Source organism: Clostridium sp. TF06-15AC, from assembly GCF_003481165.1.
Lineage (GTDB): Bacteria > Bacillota > Clostridia > Lachnospirales > Lachnospiraceae > Otoolea > Otoolea fessa.
The window spans coordinates 330,051-344,103 of the sequence record NZ_QUKS01000003.1; the positions used below are offsets into that span (position 1 = coordinate 330,051).

15 protein-coding genes and 5 tRNA genes are annotated in these 14,053 nt (G+C 51.5%); 1 reads left to right on the forward strand and 19 read right to left on the reverse strand.

All coding sequences use genetic code 11. The features are described from left to right. Nucleotides 1–58 precede the first annotated feature (58 nt). The gene (locus tag DXC57_RS08940; RefSeq protein ID WP_107001315.1) at nt 59–280 is read left to right on the forward strand and encodes a hypothetical protein; all 222 of its coding nucleotides are present in this window, start codon (nt 59–61) and stop codon (nt 278–280) included. 27 nt (nt 281–307) lie between these two features. Here the strand turns inward: DXC57_RS08940 and rlmH are convergent, their stop codons facing one another. From rlmH to DXC57_RS09040, 19 genes are all read right to left on the reverse strand, one after another. After that, complete coding sequence (gene rlmH, locus DXC57_RS08945) at nt 308–787, reverse strand: 23S rRNA (pseudouridine(1915)-N(3))-methyltransferase RlmH (protein WP_022359275.1); 480 nt, start codon at nt 785–787, stop codon at nt 308–310. After that, entirely contained in the window at nt 784–1,812 is a 1,029-nt protein-coding gene (locus DXC57_RS08950) for an alpha/beta hydrolase (protein WP_107001314.1), read from the reverse strand. The genes rlmH and DXC57_RS08950 overlap by 4 nt, the downstream gene beginning before the upstream one ends. An 83-nt stretch (nt 1,813–1,895) precedes the next feature. Beyond that, nucleotides 1,896–3,872, reverse strand: a complete 1,977-nt coding sequence (locus DXC57_RS08955) for a DUF6320 domain-containing protein (RefSeq protein WP_243101399.1) — start codon at nt 3,870–3,872, stop codon at nt 1,896–1,898. A gap of 91 nt (nt 3,873–3,963) precedes the next feature. Then, on the reverse strand, nt 3,964–4,665 hold the full coding sequence (locus DXC57_RS08960) for a response regulator transcription factor (RefSeq protein WP_118468546.1): 702 nt from the start codon (nt 4,663–4,665) through the stop codon (nt 3,964–3,966). 31 nt (nt 4,666–4,696) lie between these two features. Next, on the reverse strand, nt 4,697–5,476 hold the full coding sequence (locus DXC57_RS08965; RefSeq protein ID WP_118652153.1) for a helix-hairpin-helix domain-containing protein: 780 nt from the start codon (nt 5,474–5,476) through the stop codon (nt 4,697–4,699). Nucleotides 5,477–5,561: 85 nt separating this feature from the next. Further along, nucleotides 5,562–5,993, reverse strand: a complete 432-nt coding sequence (locus tag DXC57_RS08970) for a DMT family transporter (protein WP_022359281.1) — start codon at nt 5,991–5,993, stop codon at nt 5,562–5,564. A 182-nt stretch (nt 5,994–6,175) separates the two neighbouring features. Next, nucleotides 6,176–6,949, reverse strand: coding sequence for an SIMPL domain-containing protein (locus tag DXC57_RS08975; RefSeq protein ID WP_243017868.1), 774 nt, complete (start codon nt 6,947–6,949; stop codon nt 6,176–6,178). 155 nt (nt 6,950–7,104) lie between these two features. After that, nucleotides 7,105–7,959, reverse strand: a complete 855-nt coding sequence (locus DXC57_RS08980) for a bifunctional 5,10-methylenetetrahydrofolate dehydrogenase/5,10-methenyltetrahydrofolate cyclohydrolase (protein ID WP_118652155.1) — start codon at nt 7,957–7,959, stop codon at nt 7,105–7,107. A gap of 72 nt (nt 7,960–8,031) precedes the next feature. After that, nucleotides 8,032–8,364, reverse strand: a complete 333-nt coding sequence (locus DXC57_RS08985; RefSeq protein ID WP_118524759.1) for an AzlD domain-containing protein — start codon at nt 8,362–8,364, stop codon at nt 8,032–8,034. 41 nt (nt 8,365–8,405) lie between these two features. Beyond that, complete coding sequence (locus tag DXC57_RS08990; RefSeq protein ID WP_117796867.1) at nt 8,406–9,152, reverse strand: AzlC family ABC transporter permease; 747 nt, start codon at nt 9,150–9,152, stop codon at nt 8,406–8,408. A gap of 34 nt (nt 9,153–9,186) precedes the next feature. After that, the gene (locus tag DXC57_RS08995; RefSeq protein WP_107001309.1) at nt 9,187–9,495 is read right to left on the reverse strand and encodes a hypothetical protein; all 309 of its coding nucleotides are present in this window, start codon (nt 9,493–9,495) and stop codon (nt 9,187–9,189) included. Nucleotides 9,496–9,500: 5 nt separating this feature from the next. Then, nucleotides 9,501–11,213 carry a single-stranded-DNA-specific exonuclease RecJ gene (recJ, locus tag DXC57_RS09000; protein ID WP_118492520.1) on the reverse strand — a complete coding sequence of 571 codons (1,713 nt, stop codon included), beginning with the start codon at nt 11,211–11,213 and terminating at the stop codon, nt 9,501–9,503. Nucleotides 11,214–11,416: 203 nt separating this feature from the next. Continuing rightward, nucleotides 11,417–11,926 (reverse strand): M48 family metallopeptidase, encoded by a 510-nt coding sequence (locus tag DXC57_RS09010; protein WP_243101402.1) that lies wholly within the window; start codon nt 11,924–11,926, stop codon nt 11,417–11,419. Between the two features lie 31 nt (nt 11,927–11,957). After that, nucleotides 11,958–12,383 (reverse strand): hypothetical protein, encoded by a 426-nt coding sequence (locus DXC57_RS09015; protein WP_022358685.1) that lies wholly within the window; start codon nt 12,381–12,383, stop codon nt 11,958–11,960. Nucleotides 12,384–13,003: 620 nt separating this feature from the next. Then, nucleotides 13,004–13,077: transfer RNA gene (locus DXC57_RS09020), tRNA-Arg, on the reverse strand. 156 nt (nt 13,078–13,233) lie between these two features. Further along, a tRNA-Val gene (locus DXC57_RS09025) sits at nt 13,234–13,306 on the reverse strand. 61 nt (nt 13,307–13,367) lie between these two features. After that, nucleotides 13,368–13,441, reverse strand: a tRNA-Asp gene (locus DXC57_RS09030). Nucleotides 13,442–13,479: 38 nt separating this feature from the next. Next, nucleotides 13,480–13,553: transfer RNA gene (locus DXC57_RS09035), tRNA-Ile, on the reverse strand. 22 nt (nt 13,554–13,575) lie between these two features. Then, nucleotides 13,576–13,648 (reverse strand) — tRNA-Asn (locus tag DXC57_RS09040). Nucleotides 13,649–14,053 lie beyond the last annotated feature (405 nt).

Here is a 14,053-nt window from a genome sequence, read left to right on the forward strand (position 1 = left end):
GCCTTCCCCGCGCATGATACACTACCATCAGTTATTAAAACGGAAAGGACTTAATCACATGAATCTTTCATCCTTACTGCAATTTCGGGACGAGTGGGCGCGTTTCAAAGCCCGCCACCCTAAATTTTCCCCTTTTCTGAAAGCCGCCTACACCCGCGCGCTGCGCGAGGACAGCGTCATTTCCCTAAAAGTGACCGCCCCGGACGGAACCGAGGTGGCATCTAACTTAAAGGTCAAAAAAGAGGATCTCGAACTGCTCTCGCGCATTATGAATAGCTGATTTTTAATCACCCATCATGCATTATGTCTACTTATGATACGGTTCTCCTTTTATAATCCGGAAACTCCGGTAAATCTGTTCCAGCAAAATCACGCGCATCAGCTGGTGTGGAAAGGTCAGGCGCGAAAAGCTGATCTTCGTGTCCGCACGGTTTAACACCGCCTGCGACAACCCCAGCGAACCTCCGATGATAAACTGCAGATGGCTCTCACCTCGCACGCCCAGGTCTTCCATCCATGCCGCCATCTCCTCCGAGGAACGCTGCTTTCCATCGATCGCAAGTGCAATCACATACGCGTCCTCCTTGATATGCGCCAGAATCCGCTCGCCTTCCTTGTCGCGGATCTGCGCTTCCTGCAGCTCACTCGCCTTATCCGGCGTTTTTTCATCCGCCACCTGCACGATCTCCAGACGGCAGTAACGCCCCAGCCGCTTGCTGTACTCCGCGATCGCCGCCTCCAGATATTTTTCCTTAATTTTTCCTACTGTCACTAACGTAATCTTCACTTTTTAAGCTCCCGTTTTAAAAATGCCAACAGATTCAGCCGCGCCCGGTCTTCCGTCTCTTTGCGTCTCGTTTTTACCTTTTTCACGACCGTTCCCTCCGGCTCCCGATGAATCCGGTAGATGATCCGCAGATATTCCGCGACCTCTTCCCATGCCTCGCGGCTCTCCGGAATCAGGTCGAGTCCCATCTGAAATACATGGAACATCCCGTCATAGACCGAGCAGCGCACCTTGACGCCCTCGGCGCGCGCCTTTTTCGCTGCCGCCCTCGTATCATCTAAAAGCACCTCATACGCGCCCACCTGCATCAGCATCGGCGGAAATCCTTCAAAATCTCCAAACAGCGGCGACAGATACGGATTTTTCGGATTGGCATTCCCGATGTAGCTGCACTGGTACAACATATTTTCCTTCGAATTACCAAACAGTGGATCGATCGTATAATTTTCCTCATACGATGCCCCGCTCAGACTTACATCCGTCCACGGCGACATCGTGATAATGCCCGCAGGAAGCGGCAGCCCGTGATCTTTCGCATACAGACAGAGCGCCAGCGCCAGGCCGCCGCCCGCCGAATCCCCGGCTACCACGATCTGGGACGGCTGGTATTTCTTCTCTTCCAGAAGCCATCGGTACGCGTACACCGCATCCTCCAGCGCCGCCGGATACGGATGCTCCGGCGCCACCCGGTAGTCCGGCGTCAGAACATCCGCGCCGAAGCTGATCTGTGAATACTTAACCGCAAACCGCCGGTAAATATTTTTCATCGGACCGATATACCCGCCGCCGTGCAGCTGCAAAATGACGCGCCCCGTCACCGCCTGCTTCGGCTTCAAATATTCCATCACAAACTGTTCTGTTTTTACCAGCTCATAAATATATTCCGCCGGACATCTCCACGCCGGTTCGACCGGATTTTTCCGGAATTCGCCGGTCTGGATCGGCTTCTTTAACGATGTCTCCATCACGTCACTCATCATATCACGCGTCAGATTGCCTATCATGCTGACTGTTTTCCGACTCATGCTTCTTCCCTTTCTTTCATCCAAATTTTCAATCTTCGTATTTTTATAGATCGTTCCTTTACTGTGACCGATTTTCCTGCCATTTACACATGAAACCGCCTCTTCAATTCCCGCTTCACACTCCGGTCGCCCAGAATCACCGTCGCCGCCAGCGCTGCCACCGACACACCTGCTGCCAGCACCGTCAGACGCGGATGATGCGTCCACCCGATTTTCCAGAAAATCAACGGCACAAAGCTCAGAAATGTAATTGTGATCTGATACATAAAATAGCTCTGCCAGTTCATCCGGTTGACTAACATCATCAGAAGAACCGCCGCCACCTCAAACAGTGCGACGCATGGGATCGCGTAGTCCACCGACCACCCCCGAAGCCCTGTAAGCGCGTCAATCAGAAGCAAAATTGCCTGAATTCCCAGGGACTGCCGCACCAGCGTTCCTGCCAGGCTCGCATGCCGCATGACCGAAAACCGTAGCGTCATCGCCACATATGCCGCCGCGCCCGCCGTCAGAAGCGACCATTTAAACGGAATCCGATGATAAGTCGCCAGATTCGTAAGCCCCGCCAGAATCGATACGAGCACCAATGACACATAAAATCCCCGCACCGCACGGCGCACGCGCTCTCGATCCTGGGCAATCACTGGATAACGTCCTTTATCATGCTCCGTATCCGTGATTCCATTGCTCTCTCGCTCTACCCGGATGCCCTTTTCCTCCAAAAAGTGAAAGAAAAACTCCGGAAGCCGGTTCTCTGCCATCGCGCTCGTAAACGACAGGCATAATTTCCCGTCATACGCCACCGCCCCGCATTTCATCCGCTGCTTCGGCGATGCGCCGACAAGAAGCTGAAAGCCCTCGATCGAATCTTTCAGTTCCTCCCGAACCTGCGCCGGTCCGATATTGGAAAATGTCATCGTGTGGGCGCGGCTGGTGTGCAGAAAAATCAACTGCATCGCCAGATGTTTGACAAATAGCGGGATCGCCCGCACATACCATTTTTTCTCATTCGACACATTGTAGGAGATCGTCTCCTCCAGCCGCTCCTTCACGATCTGCTCATCCATCTGGCGACTCACAGACGCAATCACTTCTTCCAATGCCTCCGGCGCCTTTCCCGCCGCCCACGAAATATTCACGACAGCAAAGAAGTTTGCCAGCGTCTCCGACTCAAAAAAATTCCGTAGGTTCACCGGAAGATTGAGCGCCACCGGACGTTTCAGCGTTTTCCCATCCGTCTCCGTCTGGATGATCGCCCAGAGAAGCACCGCCGCCAGATATTTGGTGATGCTGACCCCCACCTTCCTGCATTCCGTCTTCAGTGCCGACACCTCAATCGTCCCCTGCAGCACTGCCATCTGATCAAATGGGAGAAATTCCCCCTGAATCGCAATCGCCGGTCTGCTGTTATAATGCCGATGCGGCAGTTTCCGGTAATGTCGCAGATAATCGTCCTCCCGGAGCGGCGAAAACTCCCGCTCCTGCACCATAACCGGCAATTTTTTCACCAGTTCCAGATAATGTTCTGTAAGCCGTGAAGCAAACCGCAGCGCCCCCAGTCCGTCCGTCAGCCCGTGAAACACTTCAAAATTGATCCTGCATCCATAGTAGCTCACACGGAATGGGAACCGCGCGCCCCGGTGCGGATCAATGAAACGGCACGGTGCACTCTGTTCTTCTTCCACGCCCGGATTCCGGTTGTTCGTCTCAAAATAATACCAGAAAAATCCCTTCCGCAGCTTCACCCGGAAATTTTCAAACTCCGGAAGTGTCCGCACAAGCGCCCTTTGCAAAAGCTCCGGATCTACTTTTTCTTTCAGAACCGCCGAAATCCGGAATACACTGCTTAAATCCTCGCCCGACACCGCCGCAAAGAGCTTCGCCGTGTTATCCAGCCGCCTCCACGCGGCGCCCTGGATGCGGAGACGCTTTTTCTTTGGTTTTTCCTCTCGTTTCTTCTCCACTTTTTCTGAAACTATCTGTCCCGGCTCTTCCTGCTTCCCTGCAATTTCATTCTTCTGATCCTGTTCTTGGTTTTCCTCGTTCATTCTCTGCCCCATCTGCCTTTGTCACCTAAAGAAAAAGAGCTGCTGCCGGGATACACACTCCCCTGCAGCGCCCCTTTCATCCTCTTCTGAGTTCTTTTCTACATTACCGAATCCGGAAGTAGTACCCCACGCCCCATTTCGTATGTACATATTTCGGATCACTCGGACTCGGCTCGATCTTCTCGCGCAGCCGCCGCACATGAACGTCTACGGTGCGGACATCGCCGCCCGCCGCCGCCCGGTTGCCCCAGACAAAGCGCAGCAGCTCCTCGCGGCTGTAAACCTTGCCCGGATTGCACACCAGGAGCTCCAGAAGGTCAAATTCCTTCGCGGTCAGATTGATCTCGCGGGAAGCGATAAAGACCCGGCGGCTGTCCGAATCCAGCGTCAGATCGCCCGCCTCGATGACTTTCTTTGTCTGCTGCGGCTCCTGTCTCGATTTCTTGGAATTGCGGCGCAGGATCGCCTTGATGCGCGCCTTTACTTCCAAAATGTTAAATGGCTTCGTGATATAATCATCGGCGCCGTATTCCAGCCCCAGAATCTTATCCATATCGTCGCCTTTTGCGGTCAGCATAATGATCGGCATCTCGGAGAACTCCCGGATTGCCTGGCAGACTTCAAATCCGTTCAGCTTCGGCAGCATCACGTCCAGAAGAACCATATCATACTCCATCTCCTTCGCCATCTGAAGCGCTTCCTCCCCGTCATAGGCGCAGGCAACTTCAAATCCATCCTGTTCCAGACTGAAACGGATTCCTTTTACTATTAATTTTTCATCATCTACCACTAATACCTTCGCCATTCTCCACCTCAACCACTATGCTTCTATCTCTCTATACTGTAATCTTATCTTTTATCTTCTGAAATGCCGCGTTCTTGATGCCAGGCACCTTCATAATATCCTCAATCGTCCGGAAACCGCCCTTCTGATCCCGGTAAGAAAGAATCGCTTCCGCCCGCGCCGCGCCGATACCGTTTAAAGTCATCAACTCTTCTTTGGAAGCTGTGTTTAAATTAATCAATGCTGCACTACTTCCAGATTTCTGCGAAGCTGACTCGCTGCCATTCCCAGCAGCGCCTCCGGCTCCCAGAAACCCGGAGACATCCTTCCCTGTTTCCTGATATTTCCGAATCTCTTCCCGGCTCGGAATCCGAAGCTGCTGTCCATCCTCGATCGCCTGCGCCAGATTTACATATTCCTGCGCCGCCTCCGACGTCATCCCGCCCGCCTTTTCAACCGCCTCATACATACGGCTGCCCGCCGGAAGCTCATAGACGCCCGGTGCGGCTACCTCGCCGCAGACGTGGATATATAGGATTCTCGGTTCCGGCGTTTGGGGATTTTCTTTTGATTGCCCCTCAGGTGCAGCGTTCTCTGCTGCTTCATTATCCCCATCCACTGACCCGCCGTTTGACCGTTTTGCTGGACGTTCAGAGCTTTCCTGCGAATCATCCACTTCTTTTGAAAAACTATTCTGCGTCTCCAGCACCACCGTCTGCTTCTCTCGCCGGCTCTGCACACCAAAACACAAAACAGCCGCCAAAAATACCACGCCGACTGCCCCTGTTCGCATCCATCGTTTCCGATTTACTGTTTGATTTGTCTGTTTCATCTTCTGCACCCCTCTTTTTCCGAGGCGCGTTTTGTCCGTAATTCTATTCTAACCAAAACCCCCTTTAAACACAAGCAGAAAATTTTTATTCCCATCTGAAAATCACAATCCCCGCAATCGCAACCGCCGCTCCGATCGCCTTGCGCCACTCAAATCCCGCTTTCTCCACACCGAACCAGCCAAACACCTCAATCAGGTACGCCACCAGGATCTGTGCCACGACGATCAGAAGCGCTGATTTTGCCGGTCCCAGCGCGTCAAAGCTCTTGATGACCGTGTACGTGATAAATGCCCCGATCACGCCGCCGGTCAGCATATACCGCGGTTCGATCTGCCAAAGCTCCGATACCGCGCCGCGCCCCGTAAAAAGCCACATCAGCAGGCAAACCACAAACGCACTTATCTGCACCCAGCCAGCCGATACCCACATGCTGGTCTGTTTCATCACGGCAGAATTAAACACGCCCTGTATACTCATGAGTGCGCCGGAAACCAGCGCGGTTATCATTCCCCACATAAAAAATAAACCTCCGCATTCTGTTCTACATTCTCATAAAACAGCAGCCGTTTCCGACCATCCATTTCACACTGTTAGTATCCCAGATATGCGAAGGTTTATACAATTTGTGTTTATTCCCTTTTCCTGTTTAAAATCCGATTTTTCCTCCGAAACCAGACAACCTTTCATGCAGCTGATCCCTATTGAATGGAAAACGTAGCCGACACCTCTGCCTCAACATCCACCTGCCCCGGCATCAGGTTTCTGCCTGCACCCGCATCTTCCATCGCCGTTTCCTTCATCGCCATGCCGCTGCTGTAAGAAGTGTCATAATAACGCGCCTGCTGCCCGCTGCTGTACTCCTGCACATTCGTCATCGTTCCCAGCTTGCAGCCGCCTGCCTCCGCCATCGCTTCGGCTTTCACGCGCGCCGACTCAATGGCTTTTTTGAGCGCTTCCTGATAAATCTCATCAAAATTGCTGCACTGGTACTGGACCGAATCGATCGAATTGATACCCGCATTGACCGAATCGCTGATGATCGCCCCTGCATCCTCAATCGCAACATCCGATACAACCACCTCCGTCGTCATCTCATAACCAGTGATCTTCTTGCCATTGTCCCAGTCATAGATCGGATTCAGCCCCAGACCGCTCGTCTGCACCGAGGTATCTGCAATTCCCTTTTCCTTCAAAAGCGCCAGAACCGCATCCAAATCCGTCTGATTCTCCGACTGGCAGGTGCTCGCATCCGCCGCCTGTGAATAGACACTGTAGGTAATTTCCGCAATATCCGGCTCCGCCTTGATTTTCTCCTGGCTCGTCACCGTGATCCCCGTATTTTCCGCCGACTGCACCGTCACCGATGCCGGTGCGGACGTACAACCTGCCAGACCTGCCGCCGACGTCATTGTCATCGTGCCTGCTGCCAGCAGAAATGCCATCCTGTTTCGCATCATCCCCATTTTTCTCATAAAAAATTCCTCCCGTTTTTCTGTTTCATCCGTGAGTTCCACCCCACAATGAGTTCGGACCTTCCGGAACAACTGCTGGTACACTGTCATTCTTACTATAAGTTATACCTGAAAACGAGAGGAAATGTATTGCTTTTCTCTTAACTTTCTTTCGCTTATTTATTACTATTTTTTTCCTGTTTCATCCGTGCTGCGCGCACCAGATGCTGTGCCAGAACCGCCGTCGTCACGCCGCCGACACCGCCCGGAACCGGGGTTGCCGCCGAAGCAGTTCCTTCCAGATCGGCAAAATCCACATCGCCGCAGAGTTTTCCATTTTCATCTACATTGATCCCAACGTCAATGACAACCGCATCCTTTTTTACATAAGTGTGGTTAATCATCGCTGCTTTTCCCACGCAGGCAGTCAGAATATCCGCCTCCCGGCATACCTCCGGCAGGTTGGCGGTTCTCGAGTGGCAGATGGTCACGGTCGCATTTTCATGCAGAAGCAGCATCGAAAGCGGGCGTCCCACAACCATGCTTCTTCCTACGACTGCCACCCGTTTGCCAGAAAGCGCGATATCGTTCATTTTCAGCATGCATACCACTGCCTCCGCCGTACACGGCGCAAAACCGCTCGTATCGCCGCTGAACACCTTTGCGATATTGACTGGGGAAATACCGTCCAGATCCTTCGCCGGATCGATCATTTTTTCAATATCCTGCTCGTTGATCTGTTTTGGAAGCGGGCGCAGCATTAAAATACCGTCCACCGACGCATCCGCATTGACCGCTGCAAACTCCTTCTTAAATGCCTCGTCCGAGATATCTCCCGGAAATACCTTCGATTCCACCTCAAGCCCGAACGATGTCAGCTTCTTCGTTGCGCCTTTCTCATAGGAAATATCATCCGGATTCTCGCCCACCCGGATAATCGTCAGTTTCGGCACCCATGTCAGGGTTTCCAGCCCTTTTTCCACCTGCTCTTTCAGCTTTGCCGAAACAGCGGCTCCCTTCATTGTAATCATCTTGTCTGCACCTTTCGTTTTTATTTATGATGAATTTCCCGCGCTTTCGCGCATATTCATTTTAAATTTTTCTTAAAATGAAAGCGACGCCAAAAGACCGGCTCCGCCTGCCATCTCAAGCAGGTAAACCGTCACAATCGCCGCGATCGCCACTACCACCAGGCTCTTTCCCTTATATCCCAAAATCACCGCTACGATCGTTCCTCCGACCGCCGAATAGAGGTGTCCTGTGGAGGTAAATACATCCGGAAATGTCAATGCTCCCAGCACTGCATACGGCGTATAATCTAAGAAAGCTCGGATAAACTTCGAACGGATCTGTTTCCGGAAAATCGTAACCGGAAGAACACGTGGAATATATGTAACCAGTGCCATCAAAAGGACACAGGTCAGCACGTATTTCATATCGAGTGTTCCGGCTGCTCCTGCTGCCTCTGCTGTATTCATCATTCTGCCCCCTCTTTCTGACTCTCGTCCTGACCGGCTTCTTTACCGTCCGGATCATGCGGGAATTTCCATGCACCGAACGCCGATGCCGCGATCGTAACCAGAATCACCCGGAAACCGGAGGAAATACCGGCAAAAACCGGAACATATTTTAAAATGCACACCATCACAACTGCCAGAATGATGACGCAGCACACCGACCGCGATTTGCGTGCCGCCGGCAGAATCAGTGCAATAAACATCGCGTACAGGGCAATTCCCATCGCATTCTGCAGCGCCTGCGGCAGAACCGCCGAGATCGCGCCTCCCAGCCAGGTTCCAAGATTCCACCCCAGAATCGGCATCGTGATAAGTCCCAGCATATACGACGCTTTCAAAATGCCCGGATGCAGGGAACTGACGACAAACGTCTCATCCGTGATGCCGAATGCCAGTGCCAGGCGCGCCCCGGTTCCCGTCTTTTCATCGAGCTTCTGGGACAGGGACAGTGACATCAGCATATAGCGCAGGTTGATGACAAACGTCGTCAATGCCACCTCAAAGTACCCAGCCCCCGCCAGAATCAGGTTTGTCCCTGCGAACTGTCCGGCGCTCGTTAAGTTCGTCAGCGATATAAAAACTGCTACCCAGACCGGCAGACCGCCCGACACCGCCAGGAAGCCAAACGTAAAGGAGACCGGCAGATACCCCAGTCCAATGGGGATACCGCTCTTTAGCCCCTCATAAAATGTCTTTTTCCAACTCATTCTACTTTTTCACTCTTTCTGTTCACGCAACCGTCTATTTTTCAGGCTTCACATACCGCGCATGCTGCCCGTTCAGCCACTCTACCCCGCTCACAATTCCTTCTTCCGAAAATGGAAATTCCTCGCGGGTCTTCTCCTCTTCCGGCGTTGCGTCGTATCCATATGGTTCCGGCCACGATGTCACAGTCAGGACTGTCTCCTCGACCGTCTCGCCATCTGCGCCGTCTTCTTTCGGTACTTCGCGCTTTGTCATCTCCATCCGGTAGCGCATCCCGGTATCACTTCCGGTAAATTTTTCTTTTTTCAGGAAATTGACCGGCATCACATCTTTTCTCGTTATCATGCCATTTACCCCCGGAATTTATAACGGCGGATCACCGCCTGCAGCGTTTTTCTTCCATTGTACTCATTGATGTCCGGATAATACACGACGTCGATCTCCCGCCGTCCGGCGCGCTCTTCCTCAAACGCCGTTCCGTCACCGAAATATAGCGCCTCGATCGCGTGTCCGTCTGTCTCTTCCAGCGTCATTTTTACGACATTCCGGTTGCGCCCCAGTACGCGACTCGCCCGGATGCGGAGTGATTTCTCTGCAAACAGCGGCTTTTCGTTGCCCTGTCCAAACGGTTCGAGACAGGAAAGCTCCCTCACAAGGCGTTCTGTCACATATCCCACCGGCATCGGCACATCGATCCAGACTTTCGCTTTAAAATCTTCCTCCGTCAGCCCCGCATTTTCATTCAGTCTGCGCCGGAACTCGTCAATGTTCTTCTCTTCCAGCGAAAGCCCGGCTGCCAGCGGATGCCCGCCAAATTTGAGCAGCAGATCGCTGACCTCTGTCAGCTTTTTAAACATATGGTACTCGTCAATGGAACGTCCCGAGCCTTTGACCGCCTCCTCGCCGCGCGTCAGCACGATCGCCGGCTTCTGATAATATTCCCTCAGGCGCCCTGCAATAATGCCCGCCAGCGATTCATGGCATTCCGGCAGAAAGACCACCAGCACCTTGTCCTTCTGGTACCAGCTCTCTACCTGCAGCTTCGCCGCCTCAGTCCCCTGCTCGGTCATATCCTTGCGGGTATCATTTAATTCCTTAAGTTCCTCTGCCAGGCGTTCTGCCTCTTCCTCACTCTGCGCCCGCAGAAGCGCCAGCGCTTCCTTTGCCGTTTTTAATCGTCCGCCCGCATTCAGGCACGGTCCAATGACAAATCCGATATGGTATGCTGTGATTGCCCCCAGATCAAGATTATTTTTCTCCGCCAGTCTGCGAAGCCCTAGATTTTTGGTCTGCGCCATCTTTTTAAGACCGTATTTTACCAGAATCCGGTTCTCATCCTGCAGCTTCATCACATCACCGACCGTCGCAATCGCGGCAAATTCAAGCAAATCCAGCCATTCCATCTGCGGCACGCCCCGGCGGGCATATAAAACCTGCACCAGCTTGTACGCCACCACTGCGCCGCAGATCTCCGGAAATGGGTACGGACAGTCTGCCTGTTTCGGATCGATCACCGCATCCGCCGGGGGAATCTTCTCTTTTTCCCCATCTAAGGGCACCTCATGATGATCCGTGATGACAACCGTCATGCCATATTTCTTCGCCAGCTCCACCTGATGGAACGCGGAAATACCATTGTCACAAGTCAGAATCACCTCCACGCCGTCCGCGTGCGCCTGTTCGATGATCGATTCATTGATTCCGTAGCCATCCTTGATGCGATCCGGTATCTCAAAATCTACATCACTGCCCAGCCGTTCAAATGCCTGCAATAATATGTACGTCGAACAGACGCCGTCAATATCATAATCACCGACGATCCGTATCTTCTTTCCAGTATCCACAGCCTCGCACAGGATGGAAACGGCACGCTCCATATCTTTTAACAGCATCGGATCATACAGATCATCCAGCGTGCCATTTAAATAGCGGTCGATCGCCGCCTCTCCTTCGATCCCACGGTTCCGGATAATACGCGCCGTAACCGGATCGATCCGAAACCGCGCCCCGATCTGCTTAAAATCTGCTTTCTTGGTCTGAAGCATCCAGACTTCTTCTGCCATTTTGTTCCTCCTATTATCTAGATGTACTCTCGGAGTCTTTTTTGCACTTGCTTTTGTGGCTGATTTTCCGCCAGCCGCACCCGAATTTCATCAACGTACGCACCGCGTACGCCTCAGAAATTTGGTCACAACTGACAAAAAATCATCTCACAAAATCAAGCACAGAAAGATTCCGAGAGTACATCTATGTCTGTGCTTCTTTTCTATATCACATACTCCCTAAGCCGCCTGCGCCGTTCCCGCCAGTCCGGCAGTATATTCTCCACCTGCGTCCAGAAACGCGCGGAATGGTTCATTTCCAGCCGGTGTGCCAGCTCATGGACAATCACATAATTCATCAGATCCTCCGGCAAAAGTGCCAGCCGCCAGTTAAAATTTAGGTTTCCAGTTGCGCTGCAGCTTCCCCAACGCGTTTTCTGGTTCCGGATTGTGATTTTTCCATAAGTTACGCCCATGCACGCCGCATATAAAGCAACCCGGTGCATGAGCACCGGGCGCAGCTTTTCTGTGAAATTTCGGATTTCTTCCGCTCCATATGTTTTCCGGTTCCTCTGGCGTTCCACCGCTTCTTTATAATGGACTTCTATCCAGTCGCGGTGCTCCTCGGCAAACCGCATCGCAGCCTGCACCGAAGCCCTCCTCGGAATCCGGAGTACCAGGCGTCCTTCCGCCGTGATCTGGATGGCGATCGTCTTCCGGGAAGACCGAACCACCTCACACGGAATCAATCCTTCTTCCGGCCCATCAGATAACGGAGAATGCCATGGGTTTTGTATCCTCAAGTATTGCATACAATTTCCCGTCTCTTTCATCGATTGTGCGCGCCGCATCTTCCAGTGCGCGTTCCAGACGTTTTTCCAGTTCTTTCTTCTCATCATCCGCCGCTTCATCCCGGATTACTTCCAGGCAGTAATCATCTGCCAGGCGGGCAGCCAGCATCTGTACCAGACCATCCAATGTCTTCTCCGGTGTCTCCAGAATTTTCTTAAACTCCGGATCCTCCGGCTGTTCTTCTGTATCCATCTCATACGGATCCCGCTCGTTCATCTCAATCACATTCATCCATTCCGGTTTTTCATCGGCATTGGTAAAATTCATCTGACCGACCAGGCAGTCGTAAATCTCTGCCTCGCTCGATATCTGCTTCATATCTAACTGAACTAACTGCATCTCTTCTCCTTTCCGCTGTGTCAGAATCCGTGATGCATCTCCCAGCTTCTTCCCAGCCTTTCTATTTTATTCTGCCCACTTAAAACCTACGCGTTCAGCAGCGCCACCGCTGCAAAAAACGGCACCAGCCATTTCGCGACAGAACCAATTTTTATCAGATATTCTGTTTTCATAATTCCTCCACGCGGTCTTTCATAGAAACCGCAAAGCTATCTGCCTTGATAGGGACAGCCCTATTATTATATCGGTCATGCGGTAAAAAGTCAATTCCGGGCTGTCGTAAACGGAATAAAGAATGTGCTCAGGGTTACGGTTCGCACACGTGTGCCCATCAACGGGATTTTGCCGATACTGCACATTCCAAATCGACAAAATCTGCTGCCAGAACTGTATCGTACGGAATTTTCAGTTCAGAAAATTCCTACCTGTGAACAGTTGCTGCCTTGACACATTCTCGCGCCGAGCGCGTCGCTTGCGACAACCTGCATCTTCGCGCGAGTGCACATCATTGGCACGTTAGTGCATTTTTGTGTAATAGGAAATTCCTTGGAATTCCCTATTACACAAAAAAAGCACCCTCAAAAGGATGCTTTTTGCTCTCTGACAACCAGAGAAATCGACGTGCGTGAGAAGATTCGAACTCCCGACACCTTGGTCCGTAGCCAAGTGCTCTATCCAGCTGAGCTACACACACATACTTTTTATTCTTAACGAACAAGTCATATTATACAACTCATTCTGAAGAATGTCAACTGTTTTTTAGATTTTTTTAAATTTCTTTTATTGTTGATTTATTTCAAATTATATCGATATATCAACCAAAAATTCTTCTTACTTTCCAACAATTAAATGGGGCCTACAGGGCTCGAACCTGTGACCCTCTGCTTGTAAGGCAGATGCTCTCCCAGCTGAGCTAAGACCCCATTACGATACTCTGTCCCTCAATCCGCTTACGCGAACCAATTTATAACAGTCGTATCAAAACGACCCGGATGGGGATCGAACCCACGACCTCCGCCGTGACAGGGCGGCGCTCTAACCAGCTGAGCCACCGGGCCAAATATTAAATTATTTATTTACCTCATATTGGGTAGAGTGGACCTTCGGGGACTCGAACCCGGGACCGACCGGTTATGAGCCGGTTGCTCTAACCAACTGAGCTAAAGGTCCATAAAGTATATGGATCAAAAAACTCCCCGAGTAGGACTCGAACCTACGACAGCGCGGTTAACAGCCGCGTGCTCTACCGACTGAGCTATCGAGGAATATTGCTTTCCAACAACGTAGATAAGTATAACCGATTATATTTTAAATGTCAACTACTTTTTCAAAAAAATCGAAAAATCTATTCTTTTCATCGGATGTTACGTCTTCTCGCTGCATGAGCAGCATGACGCATCCTTAAATTTCTGGTTCAGAACTCATATAATCTTGGCAAAAAATGTACCTTGGCACATTCTCACGCCGAGCGCGGTCGCTTGCGACATGTTTCTGCTTCGCGCGAGTGCGCATCATTGGCACGTTAGTGCCTTTTTGTGTAATAGGGACTTCCAAGGAATTTCCTATTACACAAAAAAACCGTCATACATTTCTGTACAACGGTCTTCTTTACATATCTTCAAAACTGCACACTGAATTTCTTCTACTCTCTATCTTTCATCCTTCAGGAA

Coding starts and splice junctions, on each gene's coding strand:
- DXC57_RS09015 (WP_022358685.1), bottom strand. CDS start 12,383: ATGCAGTTAGTTCAGTTAGATATGAAGCAGATATCGAGCGAGGCAGAG.
- DXC57_RS08965 (WP_118652153.1), bottom strand. CDS start 5,476: ATGAAACAGACAAATCAAACAGTAAATCGGAAACGATGGATGCGAACA.
- DXC57_RS08985 (WP_118524759.1), bottom strand. CDS start 8,364: ATGAAATACGTGCTGACCTGTGTCCTTTTGATGGCACTGGTTACATAT.
- DXC57_RS08955 (WP_243101399.1), bottom strand. CDS start 3,872: ATGGGGCAGAGAATGAACGAGGAAAACCAAGAACAGGATCAGAAGAAT.
- DXC57_RS08950 (WP_107001314.1), bottom strand. CDS start 1,812: ATGAGTCGGAAAACAGTCAGCATGATAGGCAATCTGACGCGTGATATG.
- DXC57_RS08975 (WP_243017868.1), bottom strand. CDS start 6,949: ATGAGAAAAATGGGGATGATGCGAAACAGGATGGCATTTCTGCTGGCA.
- recJ (WP_118492520.1), bottom strand. CDS start 11,213: ATGGCAGAAGAAGTCTGGATGCTTCAGACCAAGAAAGCAGATTTTAAG.
- DXC57_RS08995 (WP_107001309.1), bottom strand. CDS start 9,495: ATGATAACGAGAAAAGATGTGATGCCGGTCAATTTCCTGAAAAAAGAA.
- DXC57_RS08940 (WP_107001315.1), top strand. CDS start 59: ATGAATCTTTCATCCTTACTGCAATTTCGGGACGAGTGGGCGCGTTTC.
- DXC57_RS08980 (WP_118652155.1), bottom strand. CDS start 7,959: ATGATTACAATGAAGGGAGCCGCTGTTTCGGCAAAGCTGAAAGAGCAG.
- DXC57_RS08960 (WP_118468546.1), bottom strand. CDS start 4,665: ATGGCGAAGGTATTAGTGGTAGATGATGAAAAATTAATAGTAAAAGGA.
- DXC57_RS08990 (WP_117796867.1), bottom strand. CDS start 9,152: ATGAGTTGGAAAAAGACATTTTATGAGGGGCTAAAGAGCGGTATCCCC.
- DXC57_RS08970 (WP_022359281.1), bottom strand. CDS start 5,993: ATGTGGGGAATGATAACCGCGCTGGTTTCCGGCGCACTCATGAGTATA.